At 68.8% G+C, this 18,212-nt stretch carries 15 protein-coding genes; 5 read left to right on the top strand and 10 right to left on the bottom strand.

Annotated features, from left to right (window positions below; genetic code table 11):
- Window positions 1-36 precede the first annotated feature (36 nt).
- Together K8P63_RS12820 and K8P63_RS12815 are read left to right on the top strand one after the other, a co-directional pair.
- Window positions 37-1,131 (top strand): glycosyltransferase family 4 protein, encoded by a 1,095-nt coding sequence (locus tag K8P63_RS12820; RefSeq protein WP_223796418.1) that lies wholly within the window; start codon window positions 37-39, stop codon window positions 1,129-1,131.
- Window positions 1,132-1,200: 69 nt separating this feature from the next.
- On the top strand, window positions 1,201-2,688 hold the full coding sequence (locus K8P63_RS12815) for an oligosaccharide flippase family protein (RefSeq protein ID WP_223796417.1): 1,488 nt from the start codon (window positions 1,201-1,203) through the stop codon (window positions 2,686-2,688).
- Here the strand turns inward: K8P63_RS12815 and K8P63_RS12810 are convergent.
- Entirely contained in the window at window positions 2,669-3,772 is a 1,104-nt protein-coding gene (locus tag K8P63_RS12810) for a glycosyltransferase family 4 protein (protein ID WP_223796416.1), read from the bottom strand. The two genes, K8P63_RS12815 and K8P63_RS12810, sit on opposite strands and share 20 nt — an antisense overlap.
- A gap of 134 nt (window positions 3,773-3,906) precedes the next feature.
- On the opposite strand from K8P63_RS12810, the gene K8P63_RS12805 reads away from it, so the two are divergent.
- The 3 genes from K8P63_RS12805 to K8P63_RS12795 are packed head-to-tail and all read left to right on the top strand — an operon-like array spanning window position 3,907 to window position 7,409.
- A complete protein-coding gene (locus K8P63_RS12805) occupies window positions 3,907-5,097 on the top strand; it encodes a glycosyltransferase family 4 protein (RefSeq protein ID WP_223796415.1) in 1,191 nt (396 codons plus the stop codon).
- Between the two features lie 25 nt (window positions 5,098-5,122).
- A complete protein-coding gene (locus K8P63_RS12800) occupies window positions 5,123-6,322 on the top strand; it encodes a glycosyltransferase family 4 protein (protein WP_223796414.1) in 1,200 nt (399 codons plus the stop codon).
- A gap of 4 nt (window positions 6,323-6,326) precedes the next feature.
- A complete protein-coding gene (locus tag K8P63_RS12795; RefSeq protein ID WP_223796413.1) occupies window positions 6,327-7,409 on the top strand; it encodes a glycosyltransferase in 1,083 nt (360 codons plus the stop codon).
- A 3-nt stretch (window positions 7,410-7,412) separates the two neighbouring features.
- On the opposite strand, the gene K8P63_RS12790 is transcribed toward K8P63_RS12795, so the two are convergent.
- From K8P63_RS12790 to K8P63_RS12750, 9 genes are all read right to left on the bottom strand, one after another.
- Window positions 7,413-8,789, bottom strand: coding sequence for a DUF1501 domain-containing protein (locus K8P63_RS12790; RefSeq protein ID WP_223796412.1), 1,377 nt, complete (start codon window positions 8,787-8,789; stop codon window positions 7,413-7,415).
- A gap of 12 nt (window positions 8,790-8,801) precedes the next feature.
- On the bottom strand, window positions 8,802-10,487 hold the full coding sequence (locus K8P63_RS12785) for a DUF1800 family protein (RefSeq protein WP_223796411.1): 1,686 nt from the start codon (window positions 10,485-10,487) through the stop codon (window positions 8,802-8,804).
- Between the two features lie 221 nt (window positions 10,488-10,708).
- Complete coding sequence (gene virB11 / locus K8P63_RS12780; RefSeq protein WP_223796410.1) at window positions 10,709-11,707, bottom strand: P-type DNA transfer ATPase VirB11; 999 nt, start codon at window positions 11,705-11,707, stop codon at window positions 10,709-10,711.
- A complete protein-coding gene (locus K8P63_RS12775) occupies window positions 11,704-12,879 on the bottom strand; it encodes a TrbI/VirB10 family protein (RefSeq protein ID WP_223796409.1) in 1,176 nt (391 codons plus the stop codon). The genes virB11 and K8P63_RS12775 overlap by 4 nt, the downstream gene beginning before the upstream one ends.
- On the bottom strand, window positions 12,869-13,633 hold the full coding sequence (locus K8P63_RS12770; RefSeq protein ID WP_223796408.1) for a TrbG/VirB9 family P-type conjugative transfer protein: 765 nt from the start codon (window positions 13,631-13,633) through the stop codon (window positions 12,869-12,871). Before K8P63_RS12770 ends, K8P63_RS12775 begins: the two co-directional genes overlap by 11 nt.
- The gene (locus K8P63_RS12765; protein ID WP_223796407.1) at window positions 13,630-14,370 is read right to left on the bottom strand and encodes a virB8 family protein; all 741 of its coding nucleotides are present in this window, start codon (window positions 14,368-14,370) and stop codon (window positions 13,630-13,632) included. Before K8P63_RS12765 ends, K8P63_RS12770 begins: the two co-directional genes overlap by 4 nt.
- Window positions 14,367-15,551 carry a type IV secretion system protein gene (locus K8P63_RS12760; protein ID WP_223796406.1) on the bottom strand — a complete coding sequence of 395 codons (1,185 nt, stop codon included), beginning with the start codon at window positions 15,549-15,551 and terminating at the stop codon, window positions 14,367-14,369. The genes K8P63_RS12765 and K8P63_RS12760 overlap by 4 nt, the downstream gene beginning before the upstream one ends.
- The gene (locus K8P63_RS12755; RefSeq protein ID WP_223796405.1) at window positions 15,548-17,938 is read right to left on the bottom strand and encodes a VirB4 family type IV secretion/conjugal transfer ATPase; all 2,391 of its coding nucleotides are present in this window, start codon (window positions 17,936-17,938) and stop codon (window positions 15,548-15,550) included. Before K8P63_RS12755 ends, K8P63_RS12760 begins: the two co-directional genes overlap by 4 nt.
- Window positions 17,928-18,212, bottom strand: a complete 285-nt coding sequence (locus tag K8P63_RS12750) for a type IV secretion system protein VirB3 (RefSeq protein WP_223796404.1) — start codon at window positions 18,210-18,212, stop codon at window positions 17,928-17,930. Before K8P63_RS12750 ends, K8P63_RS12755 begins: the two co-directional genes overlap by 11 nt.

The following is an 18,212-nucleotide window of genomic DNA, read 5'->3' as shown; positions in this document are numbered from 1 at the left end:
CTGGTTCGCCGCGTCTTCCCCGCTATCTAGGGGTTCGTGACGCCGATCCGCAGCATCCAGCCATCGCGCCCAATCTTCCTCAACGGCAAATTTTATCTGGGTGTTTTGAACGGGGTACATCGGGTCGCCGATTGCCTTGTCCGCGCGCTGGACGAACGGATTTCCGCGCGCCCGCCCGAGCAGCGGCCGGCGATCACATTGCTGCTGCCGCGCGATTGTCCGCGTCCCGAGGGGCTGCAGACCATCGAAATCGTGTCGCCGCCGGGCGGCCGGACCCAGCTTTGGGAGCAGACCGCGCTGGCGTGGACCGCGCGCAGCGGCGTGCTCGTCAGCCTGTGCAATCTCGGGCCGCTCGCCCACCCGCGTCAGATCACCCTGATCCACGACGCGCAGTTCTGGTTGCCCGAACAATCCTATCCGCTCAAGCAACGGTGGGGCTATCGACTGCTCATCCCGCTGGTGGGGCATACCAGCCGGCGGGTGCTGACCGTCTCGCGCGCCTCGCGCCAGCAGCTCGAGCTGACGCGCATCGTGCGGCCCGGGCGGACGGGCGTGATCTACAATGGCGGCGATCATGTCGTGCAGGTGCCCGCCGCCCCAGACGCGCTGGCACGGTTCGGTCTGAAACCGGGCGGCTACGCTTTGCTGTTCGGCTCGACCAAGACCTACAAGAACCTCGAGGTGATCCGCGCTGCGATGGAAGACGGCATGCTTGGCGGCGTGCCGCTGGTCATCGTCGGCCACGACATCAACTTCGGGGGATTCGACGGGGCGATCTGCACGGGGGCGATCGACGACGGCATCCTGCGCGGGCTGTATGAGGGCGCGACCTGCCTTCTCTTTCCGTCGCGGACCGAGGGGTTCGGCCTGCCGCCGGTCGAGGCGATGCTGCTGGGTTGCCCGGTGGTGGCGGCGCCTGCGGGTGCGCTGCCGGAGATTTGCCGTGACGCGGTGCTGTACGCCGATGTCGACGATCCCACCGCGTGGGGGAAAGCGGTGCGTGCGCTCGCGTCGGATCCCGAACTTCGCGCAGCCAAGATCGCCGCCGGTCGGGAGCGGGCGGCGCATTTTACCTGGGGGCAGGCGGCCGATCGGCTGCTGGACGAGGCGGAGACGATGGCCTTATCCTAGCGCGCAATTGCTTTTCGACGCCGCTTGTGGTTGAGCGGCGCTGATTGTTGCAGTGCAGCGAAGAGGCCGATGCTCAAGAACCTCGCGTCGATGTCCTCGCTCAACCTGTTCAAGGCGGGCGTCCAGTTCGGCATCAGCACGCTGGTCGCGCTGTTCGTGTTGCCGGCCCAATATGGCCTCATCACCTTCTCGCTGCCGATCATCCAGTTCATCGCCCTGTTCACCGACATGGGGCTGGCGAGCGCGATCGTGCGCCAGACCGGGCTGACCGCCGAGCAGGCGGGCGGCGCTTTCTCCTTCTCGCTGGTGGTCGGCCTGATTGCCGCCTTGCTGCTCGCGGCGAGCGGTTTCCCGCTGGAGCATGGCACGAAGCTGGCCGGGCTCGGTTGGGTGCTGACCGGGCTGTCGCTCGCGGTGTTCTTCTCGATCGCGGCCGGCGTGCCGCGCGCGATGCTGGAGCGCGGGTTGCGTTATCAGGAGGTCGCCAAGATCGAGGGGATCGGCGTGATCGTCGCTGCGCTCGCCTGCGCGGTGGCCTTGCCGTTCGGCGCGGGCGTATTCGCCGTGGTCGCCTTCCACATCGTGCTGCAGGCCTTCCGTGCGATCCGCTTCACGCTGAGCACGTATCGCGATTTCTCGATCAGCCTGCAGTGGCGTCGGATCGGTGCGTTGCTGTCGTTCGGCGGATGGGTGCTGGCGACCAACCTCGTCAATTTCGGCGCGCGCAATGCGCAGAACCTGCTGATCGGCGCCGTGCTGGGCGCGACCGCCGTCGGGCTCTACGGCATGGCCTATCAGTTCATGATCCTGCCGCTGATGGCGCTGGCGTGGCCGGCATCAGGCGTGCTTCTGGCGACGCTGACCAAGCTCAACGACGTGTCGCCCGAGCGGTTCCAGGCGCCGATCGCGGCGGTCAGCATGATCACGGCCATGCTCGCCTTCCCGCTGATGATGTGGATGACGTTCGGGCTCGCGCTGCCGATCACCAAGCTGCTGTCGCCGCACTGGCATGACATCCTGCCGCTGATGGCGCTGTTGACGCCGCTGGGCGCGGTGCAGGCGCTGGCTGCCTATAACGGCTCGGTGCTGCTGGCGCGCGGCTATGCGCGGCTGCAATTCTACGTCAACGTCGTGAGCAGCATCGCCCTGCTTGTCGGTTTCGTCGCGGCGCTGCCGTTCGGGCTGAAGACGTTCGCGGTGGTCTATCTCGTGGTCGGCACGATCGTCGCCGTCGGGCAGATCTGGGCCAAGATCTGGGCGGCCGGCATGCCGCCACTCCACTATCTGCGCGCGCTCGCGCCAGCGGTGATCGCGACTGCGGGCGGCTATGCCGTGGCGGCCTTGCTGGGCCTGTCGCCGCAAAGCTGGGCGCAATGGGCGGCGGTGACCGCTGCTTATGGCGCGGTGGTGCTGCTGGTCTATGCGATCATCCGCCACCGCATCATCGCGGCGTTGAAGGCGCTGCTGCGCTCGCCGATCGATCAGCAGACCGCCGACGAGGCGGCGCATCTTGAACTCGACCCGCCGGCCGAGATCGTCAGGCCCGCGGCGACGTGATCGCCTGAGCGAGATCGCGCGCGGCCGACGCCCAGGTGAAGCGCGCCGCCCGCGCATGACCGGCCTCGGCCGCCGCTGAGCGTCGTTCGGGCTGGTCGAGTATCTGCGCCATGCGGCCTGCCAGCGCATCGGCATCGTCGAGCGGGAAGTAGGTCGCGGCGTCGCCGCACACTTCGCGCAGCACCGGAATGTCGGCGGCAAGCACCGGGCAGCCGTTCACCATCGCCTCCAGCGGCGGGATGCCGAAGCCTTCGTAGCGGCTGGGGAAGACCAGCGCCGCGGCATGGGCGTAGAGACCGGCGATGCCGCCGTCCGGCAGCCCCGGCACGACCATCACGCCGGGCACATCCGCCGGCATCACGTCGCCGAACACCGCCTTGGCGAGCGAGCCGGCGATGACGAAGCGTATGTCGGGCCGGCCGAGTTGCGCGAAGGCGGTGAGCGCCTGGGCGAGGTTCTTGTTGCGCGTCGGCGATCCGACGAACAGGAAATACCCTCCCTCGGTCAACCCGAGCCGCCTCAGCACCTCGTCGGGCGTCACGCGCCGCAGGTGATCGCAACCGTTGCGCGCCACGAAGATGTCGCGCTCGGGCACGCGCAGAACGTCGGCGATCTCGCCGCGCGAGAATTCGGACACCGTGCCGATCTGCGCGCGCCGCGCCAGCACGCGGCCGAGGATGCGGTGGGCGCGGGCATAGCGCGCACCGAAATTCTCGGGCGTGCGAAACACCGCCACGTCGTGGATCACCACGGCCATGTCCGGATGCAGCACCGGGCCCGAATTGCCGAGGTTGACCAGCCGTGCGCCGCGCGCTGCGCGCAGCAATTCCCATTGTTCCCACACATGCCCGGTGCGCGTGCCGACCTTCTCGACCTCGATCGCGGTCAGCGGCAGATCGCACGTGGCGTCGATCGGGGCGGCGAGCCGCCAGCGGTTGCGGCCGAGCCCCTGCGGATCGGCGGCGATCAGCGCATCGAGCGCCTGGGTGATCTCGCGCGCATAACGCTGCACGCCGCTCAGCCGCTGCGAGAGGAAACGTCCGTTGATGACGATGTTCTGCGGGCCGGTCGCTGGATCGGGCATGGGTGACCTTGCTCGAGGGAGGATGGACGCGGCGGGGCTATCGCATGCGCGTGCGAACTTGCCTAGCCGGGCCGGTGCATTGCCATTTTTGATCGTATCGGAGTATTTGCCGCGCCGAAACGGAGCAATCCCGGATGCGCATCCTCCACCTGAGTTCGCTTTATCCCCCGGCGTCGGTCGGGGGCGCCGAGAGGGTGGCGGCGTCGCTGGCGGAGGAACAGGTCGCCGCCGGACACGAGGTGTTCGCTGCCTCGCTCACGCGCGAGCCGGAGCCGGAAGGCATACGCAACGGCGTCGTCACCGTCCCGCTCGCGTCGCGTAACCCGTTGTGGATCCAGGAGAGTGCGAAATATCCGCAGTCGGTGCGGCTGCTGAACAAGGCGGCGACGGTCTACAACATCCGAACCGTGCGCGCGTTCGGCGCGGTGTTGGACCGGGTGCGCCCCGACGTGGTCCACACGCATTCGATGGTTGAGCTGCCGCCGGGCGTGTGGGCCGCCGCTGCGTCGCGTGGGATCGCGGTGGTGCACACGCTGCATGATTACGATCTGCTGTGCATCCGCGCGGCTATGTTCAAGGACGGGCGCAAGTGCGTGCCCCGTCACAATGTTTGCCGGGTGCTGTCGGCGCCCAAGCAGGCGCGGATCGGCGCGATCGACGTCGTCGCGGCGGTGTCGCGGCCGGTGCTCGACATCCACGTCGCACACGGCCTGTTCGCCGATTACGGCGACCGCAGCACGGTGGTGTGGAACCCGGCGACGCTGGCAGTGACGGCGACGTCGCCGAAGACGGGCTGGGCGCCGTTCCGGTTCGGTTTCCTCGGCCGCGTGGTGGGCGAGAAGGGCGTGGCGGTCATGATCGAGGCATGCCGTCACCTTCCGGAGCAGGGGTGGATCCTCGATATCGCCGGAGCGCCGGGCCCCGATCAGGCGCATTTCGAGGCCGCGGCGGCGGGGCTTCCCATCCGCTTCGTCGGCCATGTCGATGCCGCCGCCTTCCTCGCCGGGATCGACGCACTGGTCGTGCCGCCGATCTGGGACGAGCCGTTCGGGCTTACGGTGGTCGAGGCCTATGCCGCGCACCGCCGCGTCGTCGGCGTCGAGAGCGGCGCGATCGGCGAGATGGTCGCGGCGGTCGATCCGGGCTGGACGGTGCCGCCCAACGATCCGATCGCGCTCGGCGCCAGGATGGCGCAGGCGATGACCGCGCAGGACCGGCCTTCGCCCGAGCGCATCGCCGCGCTGATCGAGCGGCTCCGGCCAGCCAATGTTGCAGCGCAATATGTTCGCCTCTATGAGCAGGCAATCAAGCATCGGCGGGGCTGACAACGCCGGACGAACGGGAGCGACCATGCGAATCGTCCATCTGAGCATGCTCTATCCGCCGCACATCCTCGGCGGCGCGGAGCGTTCGGTCGCCTTCCTCGCCGAGACGCAGGCGAAGCTCGGCCATCAGGTCGCGGCGGCGTGCACCACGCCCGGCGCGTTCGTGAAGGAGGAGCGCAACGGCGTGACCGTCTATCGCATGCCGCACGAAACCAGCTTCTGGGCGGAGGAATGGCCGAAGCATTCCAAGCTTCGCCGCGGCATCCGCAAGTTCATGCAGCAGTTCAACTACAAGCTGGAAGACCATTTCGGCCACGTGCTGGACGAGTTTAAGCCGGACGTCGTCCACACCCACTCGCTGGTCGATGTCTCCACCCGCGTGTGGCTGGCGGCAGCGAAGCGCGGCATCCCGATCGTGCATACGCTGCGCGATTATGACCTGATGTGCGCCGACGCCTCGCTCTATCACGACGGCAAGCCGTGCGGGCTGAAGTGCAAGGTGATGACCTACACCAAGCACGCCAACCACCGGAACGTGGCTGGCGTCGCAGCGGTGGGGTCGGAGACGCTGCGCCTCCACACCAGCCGCGGTTATTTCGACCATATCCCGAAGGACCGGCAGCGCGTGATCTGGAACGCCGCCGCCGTCGAGGGCTCCGACGGCACGCGGCCGCCGCGCAGCGGGCCGTTCACCTTCGGCTATCTCGGCCGCATCAATTACGAGAAGGGCGTCGGCACGATGATCGACGCCGCGCGGCGCCTGCCTGCGGGCGACTGGCGCATCCTCGTCGCCGGCAAGGCGAATGACAGCCTCGATCCGTTCATCGAGCAGTCGAAGGGGCTGCCGATCGAGTTTGCCGGTTTCATGCCCGCCAAGGACTTCTTCGACGCGATCGACGTGCTGATCGTGCCGTCGATCTGGGCCGAACCGCTGCCGCGCACGATCCTCGAAAGCTATGCGGTCGGCGTCCCCTCGATCGGCGCGCGCTCGGGCGGCATTCCCGATCTGATCGGGCACGACAATGATGGCTGGCTGTATCCGCCGGGTGACGATGCGGCGCTGGCCGAACGGATGGGGCGGATCATGGCGGCCGGGCGCGATGCGTTGCCGAGCAAGGCCGACTTCGTCCACGTGCTCAAGGAGACGAGCCCGGAGATGGTGGCGACGCGCTATCTCGATTTCTATCACGACGTACTTGCGGCGACCCCGGCGCTCGCGGCCTGAGCGCGTGCGCGTCCTCCACGTCGCCGAATCGATCAAGGGCGGGGTCGGCACCTATCTGAACGAGATCGTGCCGGTGCTGGCCGCGCGTTCGGCGGTCGATGCGCAGCGCGTGCTGGTGCCCTCGTCGCAGATCGGCCAGCTTCCGGCGATCGCGCCCGACATGATCGTGCCCTTCGCCTGCGACGGGCGGTCACGCGAGGCGCTGGTGACGTTGGCGCGCGAGTTGCGGCGTACGGTGAAGGCGTTCCGGCCGGACGTGATCCACGCCCATTCCAGCTTCGCAGGCGTGGTCGTGCGCGGGCTGCTCGGCTGGCGACCGGGGCGGCCGCGCATCGTCTACTGCCCGCACGGCTGGGCGTTCGACATGGAGGGCTCGGCGCGGCGGCGGCAGATCGTCGCGACGATCGAGCGGCTGCTCGCGCCGTTGTGCGACCGGATCGTCACCATCTCGGACTATGAGCGGCGCAGCGCGGTCGCCGTCGGCATCGCCGATCGCCGCATGACGACCGTGTTCAACGGCATCGCCGATCTCGGGCCGCCCACGCCGCTGCGCGCGGACGATGGCGGCCCGCGCCGGCTGCTGTTCGTCGGCCGGCTCGACCGGCAGAAGGGCTTCGACGTGCTGCTGCGCGCGATCGCGACGCTGGGCGACCGCGTCAGCCTGCGCGTGGCGGGTACGGCGGTGGTGGGCGATGGCGGGGCGGCGGACCTGCCCGCCAACGTCACCCTGCTCGGCTGGCTGGGCGGCCCGGCGATCGCGGCCGAGGTCGCGGCGGCCGAGCTGGTGGTCGTGCCGTCGCGCTGGGAAGGGTTCGGGCTGGTCGCGGTCGAGGCGATGCGCGGCGGGCGGGCGGTCGTCGCGAGCGCGGTCGGTGGCCTGCCGGAAGTTGTCGAAGACGGCACGACCGGCCGGCTCGTGCCGGTGGAGGATGCCGCCGCGCTCGCCGCCGCGCTCGTCGCCGACGACGCCGCGACGCTCGCCGCGATGGGCGAGGCGGGGCGCCGCCGCTTCGAGCGGCTGTTCACCGTCGACCGCACCGTCGACGGCGTGCTGGACGTCTATGCCGGGGTGCGCCGGCGGGCCTGAGCGTCAGGCGAACATCGGCACCGGGCCACGGCCGTTGGCGTTCCACGTCGCCCAGTTCGGGAAGACGTAGGACATGTCGGTGGCGGCGACGCCGTGCCAGCGCATGATCGCGCCGAGATATTCCTCCTGCGCGATCGTCGGGATGAAGCGGCCGACCGTATCGGCATCGTCCGCGCCGCCGAGCGTGGTGTCGGGATATTTGCCGTGGATCAGCTGCGGCTTGAGCGCGCCGCCGACGACGAGGTGGTTGCCGCCCCACGCATGATCCGACCCGCCCGAGGCATTGCCGCGGAAGGTGCGGCCGAAGTCGCTCATCGTGAACGCGGTCACGTTCTGCTGCAGGCCGAGCGAACCCATCGCATTGTAGAAGCCCGCCATCGCCAGCGCGAGATCCTTGAGCAGGTTCGCCTGCGTGCCGCTCGCGGCACCCTGCGCCGAGTGGGTATCGTAGCTGCCCTGCGTCGCGAAATAGGCCTGGCGGGCGTGGCCGAGCGTGTCGCGCGACGCGATCATGCGCGCGATCCGCATCAGCTGCTTGGCGATGTTGGACGACAGCGCCGTCCCGGTCGCGGGATCGACGAAGTAGGCGTCGGTCCCCGGCGGCGACGTGACGAGCGCGCTGTTGAGCTGGTCGACGAGGCCGTAGGCGCCGGTGATCGTGCCCGACGTCTGGCTGAAGATCAGGCTGGCATCGCTCGGCTGGGCGAAGGCGACCAATGCCGCCTCGCGCGCGCCGGGTGCGCCGTTGGGGCTGCCGGTGTTGGCGCCGTTGCGGGTCACGCCGCCGGCGATCGGCAACACGAGCGCCTGCTTCTGCTGGCCGAGCAGGATCAGGTCGGATCCGGCGAACGACATCACCGGCGAGATCGCATTCTGCGCCAGCTTGTCGTTGAGGCGGCCGAGGAAGCCGTCGGTGGCATTGTCGCGCGCGAGCAGGCCCTGCCAGTGCGCCTGCTCGTCGGCATGGCTCATCAGGTTGGTCGGGCGCAAGTCGGGCCGGCTGTTGTAGAGCGTCTTGTCGATCGGCGCGTAAAGCGTGCCGGTGTTGAGCACGACGTTGAGGCCGCCGGCATTCCATACCGGCTGCAGCGCGGCCATGGCGGGATGCAGGCCGTAGGCGCTGCCGGTGAGCGGCACGAGCGATGCCTGCGGCAACGCCAGCGCGGTCCCGCGCGATGCCGCATAGCCGGCATAGCGCGCGTCGGTCGGCACGATCATGTTCCAGCTGTCATTGCCGCCGTAGAGGAAGATGCCGACGGTGGCGCGGAAATCGGTGGAGGTGGCAGCCAGCGCCGAGGAGCGACCGATCTGCGAGAGGGCGGCGAGGGCGCCGGTACCGGCGGCTAGCTTGCCGAAACTGCGGCGGGAAAGCGTGGTCATTGCGGGCGGTCCTTAGCGATCGATCTGGAACATGGGCGAGGAGGCGACGATGTAGATGCCGGTCTGGGCGCGGCGGCGCGCCTGGAGCGCGTCCGACGTGGTGTCGGTCACCAGCGACATCGCCTTCTTCAGCGCGGCGCGCTGGGCGGTGGTCATCTGGTTGGCGAGCATGGTCAGGTTGATGCGATCGATCATGCCGTCGACGTCGCTGCCGAACGCCTCCCACGACGACCAATCTTCGGCCGTGGTGCCGGCATTGGGGATCCAGGTCGGCGTGGCATATTCGGCGCGCGCGCTGTCGCCGCTCATCGTCCACTGCCACACGAAATTGTGCCGCTCGAGCACGAGGTTGGCGGTCATCAGCTTCGACGAGGGGCTGATGACGTTCTTGACGCCGGGCAGCGGGAAATCGGCCGGATAGTCGCCGAACACCGATGGCGTGCGCAGATATTGCTGGCCCATCTGCACGTCGCGCACGGTGAAGGCGTAGCCGTCGCTCTTCATGCCGATCGCACGGGCCAGCGCGAGCTGGAGCAGGATCGGATCCTTGAGCTTGCCGCCCTTGGCGGCCGTATCGGGCGTGCGCGCCTCGGGATCGGTCAGGATCGCGCGGACCAGCGCCTGCAGGTCGCCGGTCACGCCCTTGCCGTTGGTGCGGAAGTAATGCGACGCGCGGTTGATATATTCGGGCGTCGGGTTGGACTTGACCAGCGCCTCGATCAGGATGCGCGTGATGCGTGGCGACATCGACGGATCGATCATCAGCCGCCGGACGACGGCGTCGATATTCGCCTGCTGGCTGGCGCCGGCGGGGATGGTCGTGCCGAGGAAGGTCTTGGCGCCGTTGTCGAACGCGGTGGGATTGGGGATCATCGGCGGCACCAGATCCCAGCTCTCGCTCTGGGTGACGTTGACGCCGGGCCAGCGGGCATAGGTCCAGCCGGTCAGCGCGCGCGCAATCTCGGTGACGTCCTTGGTGGTGTAGTTCATCTGCGCCGCGCCGGTCGCGTCCTTGCGGCCGACGCCGTCGGCGTTGATCGCGTCCGGCCCGATGCTGAACAGCTGGAGCATCTCGCGCGCCAGATTCTCGTTCGGTGCAGTCTTGTCGCTGTTCGCCATGTCGAGATAGTTCGCCATGGCGCCGCTCATCATCACGGCCTTGAGGAGATCGGAGAAGTTGCCGAACGCGCCGTCGAGGAAGATCTGCTGATAGCGTGCGAGCGCCGCGGTATTCGCGGTCTTGTTCGCCGAGACCGGCATCATGTTGAACAGAGCGAGCGCGACGCGCTGGCGAAGCTGGTCGTCGTTGCCGAGCGCGTTCGAATAGAAGCGCATCGCCGGCAGCACCGAGTCCGAATAGATCCGGAAGCAGTTGGTGATCGCCTTGCCGTCGGTGTCGCAATAGCTCTTGCGCTGGTCCAGCGCGACCAGATCGGTGAAGCTCGACGATTTGGTCGCGAACTGCTCGTCCAGCCAGCCGTCGATGCCCAGCGTCTTGATCCGCGCGATCACCGCGGGCGTCGCGCCGAACGTCGCCTGGCGGGCGAGGCGGGCGGCATCCGCATCCGCCACCGGCGCGACCGCGGCCACCGTCGTCGCCGGGGTGGTGGTGCTGGTCGACGGGGTCAGCGTCACCGCTGCTGCGGTCACCGCAAGCACGCTCGCGGAACCAGCCGCGAGCATCGTATTGTTTGCCACTGTTTACGCCACGCTACATGAGAACACCCGCACGACAGGTGCGGGAGGAGCAGCGGAAACCGGCTGTTACGCGGCCGATTTTCCTCCGCTCGTCATGGTCTGTTCTACGGGTGGCGCGTGAATGGTTGTAAAAGCGGGTTGGTAAACCCGCTGGAAGGGGAGACCGTTTTTCCCAGTTCTGCCCGCGAAAAACGCACTATACCGTGCGCCTGACGCAATCGTCAGGCGGGTTCGTAACTGATCGTCGAGACGATCCGCTTGCCGTTGACGCGCGAAAGCTGGACGATGATCTCCACCGTCGAGCGCACATAATCCAGCACGTCGGCGCGCGCGAGCGTGGTGCCCGACTGCAGCACCATCAGCGCAAGCTGCTCGGCCGCGCCGCGAGGGCTGTCGGCATGGACGGTGGTGATCGAGCCGGGATGGCCGGTATTGACCGCGCGCAGGAAGCTGTAGGCCTCGGCCCCGCGCAGCTCGCCCATGATGATCCGGCTGGGGCGCATGCGCAGCGAGGCCTGCAACAGATCCTCGATCGTCACCTGCGCCTCGCCGAGGTCGCTGCGGCTTGCAATCAGGCCGATCGCGTTGGGGTGCGACAGGCGCACCTCGGGCGTGTCCTCGATCGCGATGATGCGCTCGTCCTGCGGGATCTGCTGGAGCAATGCGTTGAGGAAGGTGGTCTTGCCGGTCGAGGTGCCGCCCGAGACGATGATGTTCTTGCGCGCGACGATCGCCGCCTTGAGGAAGCCGGCGAAGTCGCCTGCGTCGAGCAGCCCCTTCAGCCGGTCGGTCTCGGTCGGCAGTTCCACCGTGTTGCCGACGCGGGTCTGGTCGAACAGGCCCGCGGCGATGCAATCGTCGAGCGCCATCTCGCGGATCGCCTGCCGGCGGATCGCGATCGCGACATGGTCGCGCGTCGCGGGCGGCGCGATGATCTGCACGCGCGCGCCGTCGGGCAGCGACGCCGCCAGCAACGGGTGGTGGCGGCTGATCCCCTGCGACGACCGGCTGGCGATCTGCCGCGCGAGGCGGTCGAGCGTCTTGGCGTCGAGCCCCGGCACGTCGTGCCGCTCGGGCGCGGCGCCGAGCGCCTCGATCCACACCTCGCCGGGGCGATTGATGTAGATGTCGGTGACATCGGGCCGGTCGAGGAAGGCGTCGAGGTGCGACAGATAGGCGCGCAGGTACGATCCACCCGCATGCGCGCCCTCGAAGCTCACTTGCCCTGCTCCATGCCGGTGAAGTCGAGATCGCGCGCCACGAAGATCTTGATCGAGGAGCCTTGCGGCACCTTGATCGTCGGCGCGATGTTGGTCGATCCGGTCTGCGAGATGCCGCTGGTCCCGGTCTGCGCGACCTGGTTGACGTAGACCGGCAGGTTGCCGCTCGCCACAGACGCCACGCCCGCCTCGATCGCGCCGCTGAGCAACGTGGTCAGGACCGCGCCACCGTAGCGCTGAAGGAAGTGGCGATCGACCTTGCCGCCGACGCCGCCGCGGCCGAGATCGTCGCCGCCGGGCGAGATAAGCTGGATCGAGACGCCGTCGGGGCGGATCAGGCGCGTCCAGATCACGAACACGCGCGACGCGCCCATCTGCACGCCCGATTTGTACTGGCCGATCACCCGGCTGCCGCGCGGGATGAGCATGGTGGTGCCGTCGAAGCTCATCACGTCGCGCGAGATGACCGCGCGGGCGAGGCCGGGCAGATCCGAATTGACCGCGGTTTCCAGCGCGGCGCTGATGATCGTGCCCTCGGAGATGATCGAGTCGAGCTTGCCCATGCGGGTGGCGCGCGCCTGATCGGGCTTGGCACCGGCGCTCTTGATGAAGCTGTCGTCGTCGCCGATCGTCGCGTCCATCTTGCCGGCATTCGCGCCGGCAAGCGCCGGATTGGCGAGCGTCGCACCCTTGTCGGCGAGCTTCGTGGGCGCGGCGGCGGTCGCTTCGCCGAGATCGACGACCACGGCGGGCGCGGCGAGGCGCGAGGCGGCGTTGATCGCGCCGACGGCGGTGCCGGGCGTCGCGGTCATCGTCACCGCCGGCATCGGCGGCATCGGCATGGTCACGGCGGCGTTCGGATCGACGCTGGTCGAGACCTGCGAAGCGGCGACCACCGGCGCGCCGGCGGCCGTCACCGCCGGGGCCGCGACCGCGTCGGTCGGCAGCGGATCGGGCTTGGTGAAGCGGATCGTCGCGGCGCTGGCGGGGCTCGACAGGTCGGCCGCGGCATGGTGGCGGCTGGCCGACATGCCGATCAGCACGCCGATGCCCATCACGCCGACGACGCCATAGCCGAACATGCCGCCGCGGCGCTTGACGCCGACGACGCTCGGCTGCGCGACCAGCGCGTCGCCGAACTCGGGAACCGGGGGGGCGGCCTCAGCCGTCATGGCGCTTCTCTTCCTTGGTCTTGGCGGGCAGCCTCTTCTCGGTGCCCGGCGTGCTGGTGACGGTCGCGAGGCTGCCGCCGAGGCGCAGCATGAAGCGGCCGGCGGTCTGCTGGACGACCGAATAGCCGTCGCGCATGGTGAAGTTCACCACCGCCTCGCTGCCATCGGCGTTGACCGCGAAGATGGCGGGCACCGGCGCCTGATCGGCCCACGCGAAATAGGTGCGGATACCGTCGTCGAACACGCGCGTCGGCAGGATCGCGGCCGGGCCGCTCGACGTGTAGAACACGTTCTTGCCCTCGGGCGTCACCGGCGGCGGGGGTGGGGTCGGCGCCACCTCGTAGACCAATTTCGGCTCGGGCAGGCGGAAGCGCAGCACCCAAGCCGCCTTGGCGGGGGAGGCGTTGGCCGGCGCCACCGTCAGCATGAACGTATAGGTGCGGCGATCGGTGATGATCGTCATGTTCGTCGCCGGGCCGCGGCCGATCGGCTTCACGAACAGCACGTCCGCGCGCTTGTTGGGGGTCAGCTGCCAGCCGGTCGCGTCGCCGATCGCCACATTCTCGATCCGCTCGCCGGGATCGAACTGGATCGTCGTCTGGAAGCCAAGATAGCCCTGCAGCGCGATGACGCCGCTCTCGTCATATTTGGCGATCTGGATGTGCGGATCGGACGCGATCGCCACCGGCCGCTGCGCGGTGCTGGCGGGCGAGGCCGCCGCGGTCGCGGCAGCGGCGAGGAGAGCGAGGATCATCGCGCGCCGCCCAGCAGGCCGTTGCTCGCGGGCACGGTCACTGCCGCCACCGCCTCGGCATCACGGCGATAATGCGTCACCTGGAAGCCGAGCGGATTCACGAAGCGATCCTCCATCCGCATCGGCTCGCCCGAGAAGCGGAAGCCGATCGTGGCCGAATAGGATTGCAGCTGCGACGAGGTCGAGGCCGGGTCGACCCGCTCCGCATCGTAGCGGACCAGCGCGCTCGTCGGCGACAGCATCGTCACGCCCTTGACCGTGATCTTCAGCGTGGTGCTCGCCGGATACAGGTTGAGCGGGCTCTCCGGATTGGCCTTCGAGATCCAGCGGACATATTGCGCGCGGCTCGGCTCGTCGGACCAGAGCTGGACGCGACGATACTGCTCCTTCAGGTCGGCCGCGTCGAAGCCTTCGCGCGCCAGCACATACTGGACGAGCGCGGACTGGATCACCGCCTGCTGCTGGGTCAGCGCACCGCCGGGGGCGAGCTTCTGCGCGAGCTCGACATAGCCGGTCTGGCGATCGACCGAGACGACGTAGGGCACGGTCGTCTTGATCGGCACCAGGAAAGCGAGCGCGGCCGCTTCGAGCGCCGCGATCGTGCCGGCAGCACCCGCGACGATCCAGGCGACGCGACGCGACGCTTCGAGCAGTCGGTTGCGATCATCCGACCAGCTCTCCGCCTGGTCGTAATAAGCATTGCGCGCGGGAGGCGTCAGAAACTCGGGACGGCTCACCTTTTCCTCCGGGAAACGAGTAGCTCGCGCCGGGGACGGGCGGAGCGATGGGTGGGGATGCCGGCGCCATCGGGCGTCGGGGCGTGGTTGTTGTTGGCGGGGCGATGACGATCGCCGGCAGCGAGCGACGCCTGGATCGAGGCGGCCGGTGCGGCGCGGACGTTCGTGGCGTTGCGCCGCGCCGCCTGCTCGGCCGCCGCCGCCACCTGCGCGGCGCGCGGCAGGATGGCGTCGGCTGCACGTGGCGCCGGCTGGGCGATCGGTGCGGCCTGCTGCGCGGACTGGGCGGCGCTGCCGCCGAAGCTCGGCAGGCGCAGGCCGCGCGACACGAGGAAGGCGCTCAGGATCGAGCCGGTGGTGGCAAGCGCGAACACCGCGATCACGAAGGTCGCCTTCATGCCGGTCTCGACCGTCAGTGCATCCTTGGCGCGCTCGGTCGCGAGTTGGATCAGGATCGGCTCGAGCATCGACAGTTCGACCTGGAGCAGCACCACCGAGGTGAGCGAGACAAGGGCCAGCGCGATCATTGCGCGCAGCCAGCCCTCGACCAGCCCGCGGGTGGCCTCGAACAGCAGGAAGCCGGCGACCACCGGCCCGAGGGCAAGCAGCAAGGCCAGGCCGACGCGGGTGGCGATCAGCAGGCCCGCGCTGGTGAAGACGATGATATAGCTGTCGGCGTTCAGCATCATGGTGGCGAAGGACAGGCCGCCCAGCAGCGGCGACTTGTCGCCGGCATGGCTGGCAAGCGAGCGGACGTCGCGGGTCAGCTCGTCGAACGTCTGCTGCAGCGCCTCGAACGGGTTGGAGCTCAGCGCCGAGCCGGCATGCTGCAGGCTGCCGACCAACAATTGCGCGAGCGCCGCCGGCGCCTCGAACAGCACGCGGCAGACCACCGCCTGATAGACCGCCCAATTGCCGGCCAGCACGAAGACGAGGCCGATCTTGATCGCGATCATCGCGACCTCGCCGACGTTGAGCGAGCCGCGGCCCAGCATCAGCCGATAGCCGAGGAAGCCGATATAAAGAGTCAGGATGCCGGTGATCGCCGCCGCGACCGGCCCGGTGGGGGCCGCCAGCACACCATAGCCGCCCGCGAGCAGGTTCTGGGTCGTGCAGTCGACCGACCCCATCAGGTCGCGGACGAGCGGCGAGTCGGCCGCCGATGTGCAGGCGTCGATCATGCGGCCTCCAGCAGGCGCGGCAGCCACGCCGAGGGGGCGTCGCCCACCTCGTCGCGGATCGCGTCGAGCAGGCGCACCGTCCGCTCGCGGCCCGACAGGACCGTCAGCAGCTCGGGATGATCGCTCAGGTCGAGCCGCGCGACCACGCTCTCGCGGCCATGCTTGATGAGAAAGGCGTGGCTCGATTCGGGCAGCGAGCGGATCAGGTCATATTCGTGCCGCGTGAGACCGAAGCCGGTGATATATTCCTCGGCCTGCGCCTTGGGGTTGACCATGAAGATCTGGGTCGCGGCCTGCTCGATGATCGCCGACGAAATGCGGCTGGAGAGCGCGTCCGACGCCGACTGGGTGGCAAAGCCGACCACGCCGTTGCGCTTGCGGATCGTCTTCTCCCAATCGCGGATGCGCGCGACGAACACGTCGTCGTCCAGCGCCTTCCAGCCCTCGTCGACCACGATCAGCGTGGGCGTACCGTCCAGCCGCTCCTCGACGCGGTGGAACAGGTACATCATCGATGCGGTGCGCACCGCCGGATCGTCGAGCACGGCGGTCAGGTCGAAGCCGATCGTCGGATCGGCGAGGTCGAGCCCGTCCTCGGCATTGTCGAACAGCCAGGCATGCTGGCCTTCGCCGACCCACGGCGCGAGCCGCGCGGCGAGATCCTCGGCATGCGCCGTGCGCGCGCCGCGGAACAGCTCGATCAGGTAGCGCAGCCGGCGCATCTCGGGCGCCTGCGCGTAGGAGGCGTCGATCGCCATCTCGATCTCGGCCAGATCCTCGGTCGTCAGCGGCAGGTTCGGCGTCGCCATCAGGCGGCCGAGCCATTCGGCGAGGAAGCGGCGGTTGACGGCGGTGTCGGGCAGCAGCAGCGGGTTGAGCCGCGTGCGCTGGCCGGGCTTGAGCGCCTCGTAGCGGCCGTCCATCGCGCGCACGAAGATCTCGGCACCGCGATCCTTGTCGAAATAGACGATCCGCGGCGCGAAGCGGCGAGCCTGCGCCAGCAGGAAGCTCAGCACCACCGTCTTGCCCGAACCCGACGGGCCGATGATCGTGAAGTTGCCGAGGTCGCCCTTGTGGAAGTTGAAATGGTACGGGCCGGCGGCGGTCGTCTCCAAGAGGGTGACGGCCTGGCCCCAGTGATTGCCCTGCGCGCGGCCGAGCGGGAAATTGTGGCCGCTGGCAAAGCCCGCAAAATTGCCGGTCGAGATCAAGGCGCGGCGTGCAATATCCTTGAAGTTGCCGGGGAACTGCGCCCAGTAAGCGGCCTCGAGGTTGATATCCTCGCGCACGGCGATGATGCCGGTGTCGGTCAGCACCGACTGCGCCTCGCCGACGGCGGCGTCCAGCTCGGCCAGCGTGGCGGCCCAGACGGCGACGGTCAGGTGATGCTCGCCGAACAAGGCACGGCCGGCGGCGACGTCGTCCTTGGCGGCGGCGAGGCCGGCGCGCAGCGACAGCGCCTCGTCGTCGGCGGCGCGCATCCGGCGCAGCACGAGGTTCATCCGTTCCAGCGACGGCTGGCGATCGACCAAGGCGAAGCTCTGGCTGACGGTCAGCTCGAACGGCAGGCGGTAGAGATCGTCGAGCAGCCCGGCCATCGTCTCGGCCGGGTAATCCTTGATCGACAGGATCGCGCAGAAGCGGTTCGGCTCCTTGTCGGCGCGGCCGAGTTCGATCGCCTCGGGGCCGAAGCTGATGCGGCGGGTCGGCAAATGGCGGCCGAGGTCGCCGTGCGGCAGCAGCATCGGCCGCATGCGGCCGTCATAGAGTGCAGAGAGGAACTCCAGCACTTCGGAGCAGGGGCCGCGCGGCGATTCGTACACCGTCAGCAGGCGGGCATTGTAGGCCGTCAGGCTGGACAGCAGCGACTCGCGGGCGGCATCCAGCTCGCGGCGATCGCGCGCGCGGGCGATGTCGGCCTGCGGATTGCTCGCGCGGCCGCGCAGCTTGCGGCCGAGCCGCTCGACCATCCCGATCCGGCCGGAAAGCGGGCGCCGCATCAGCGTGATGAAGATGTCGTTGGCGAACAGCCGGCGCGTGCCGAGCCGCGCGGTCCATGCCTCGTCGAGCGAGCGGCTGAATTCGTCGGGGAAGGTGCCGCCCAGTTCCGACACCACTTCGCGCCGGACGACGTGGTGGTAGACCGCGAAGCGCGACGAGCCGAGCGCGCGCACCACCGACTCGCGCACCGTCTTGCGATAGTCGAGCTCGTCGCTCTCCAGCGTCTCGAACGGCAGGCCCTGGATGTGGATGACCTGCATCAGCATGCCGTCGCGCGTCTCGACCGTCATGTCGTCGACGTGGCGGAGATAGGGCAGGCGGTTGCCCGCCAGCTTCTCGCGCGCGGCCAGCGCCGCGCGATCGGTCGTGGCGGATTTACGCGCCATAGCTGTTGCAACCCCAGTGACGATGATTGGGCACGCGCGGGCAACGGGTCACCTTCGCCAGCCACAGGTCGAAGATGCGCGGCTCCTCGATGCAGGCGACATAGCCCACGCCGTGGAGCACGACCGCCGCCAGCAGCGCCCACGCGCTGTGCAGGATCAGGAAGAGCTCGATGGTCGCGATCCCGTTCACCACGAAATAGGTGAAGGTCACGCCCGCGAACATCTGGGGACGCGTGAGGGCGGTGAAGACGGGATCGCGGCTGAGCTCGGCCAT

This window comes from Sphingomonas nostoxanthinifaciens, from assembly GCF_019930585.1.
Taxonomy (GTDB): Bacteria; Pseudomonadota; Alphaproteobacteria; order Sphingomonadales; family Sphingomonadaceae; genus Sphingomonas_I; species Sphingomonas_I nostoxanthinifaciens.
The sequence above is the reverse complement of the archived record's forward strand: the minus strand, read 5'-3'. Positions and strand labels throughout refer to the sequence as shown.

What these genes read in the sequence shown, in the direction of transcription:
- K8P63_RS12815 (WP_223796417.1), top strand. Translation starts at nt 1,201, where the DNA reads ATGCTCAAGAACCTCGCGTCGATGTCCTCGCTCAACCTGTTCAAGGCG.
- K8P63_RS12810 (WP_223796416.1), bottom strand. Translation starts at nt 3,772, where the DNA reads ATGCCCGATCCAGCGACCGGCCCGCAGAACATCGTCATCAACGGACGT.
- K8P63_RS12805 (WP_223796415.1), top strand. Translation starts at nt 3,907, where the DNA reads ATGCGCATCCTCCACCTGAGTTCGCTTTATCCCCCGGCGTCGGTCGGG.
- K8P63_RS12800 (WP_223796414.1), top strand. Translation starts at nt 5,123, where the DNA reads ATGCGAATCGTCCATCTGAGCATGCTCTATCCGCCGCACATCCTCGGC.
- K8P63_RS12790 (WP_223796412.1), bottom strand. Translation starts at nt 8,789, where the DNA reads ATGACCACGCTTTCCCGCCGCAGTTTCGGCAAGCTAGCCGCCGGTACC.
- K8P63_RS12775 (WP_223796409.1), bottom strand. Translation starts at nt 12,879, where the DNA reads ATGACGGCTGAGGCCGCCCCCCCGGTTCCCGAGTTCGGCGACGCGCTG.
- K8P63_RS12770 (WP_223796408.1), bottom strand. Translation starts at nt 13,633, where the DNA reads ATGATCCTCGCTCTCCTCGCCGCTGCCGCGACCGCGGCGGCCTCGCCC.
- K8P63_RS12760 (WP_223796406.1), bottom strand. Translation starts at nt 15,551, where the DNA reads ATGATCGACGCCTGCACATCGGCGGCCGACTCGCCGCTCGTCCGCGAC.
- K8P63_RS12755 (WP_223796405.1), bottom strand. Translation starts at nt 17,938, where the DNA reads ATGGCGCGTAAATCCGCCACGACCGATCGCGCGGCGCTGGCCGCGCGC.
- K8P63_RS12750 (WP_223796404.1), bottom strand. Translation starts at nt 18,212, where the DNA reads ATGGCCGAGCTCAGCCGCGATCCCGTCTTCACCGCCCTCACGCGTCCC.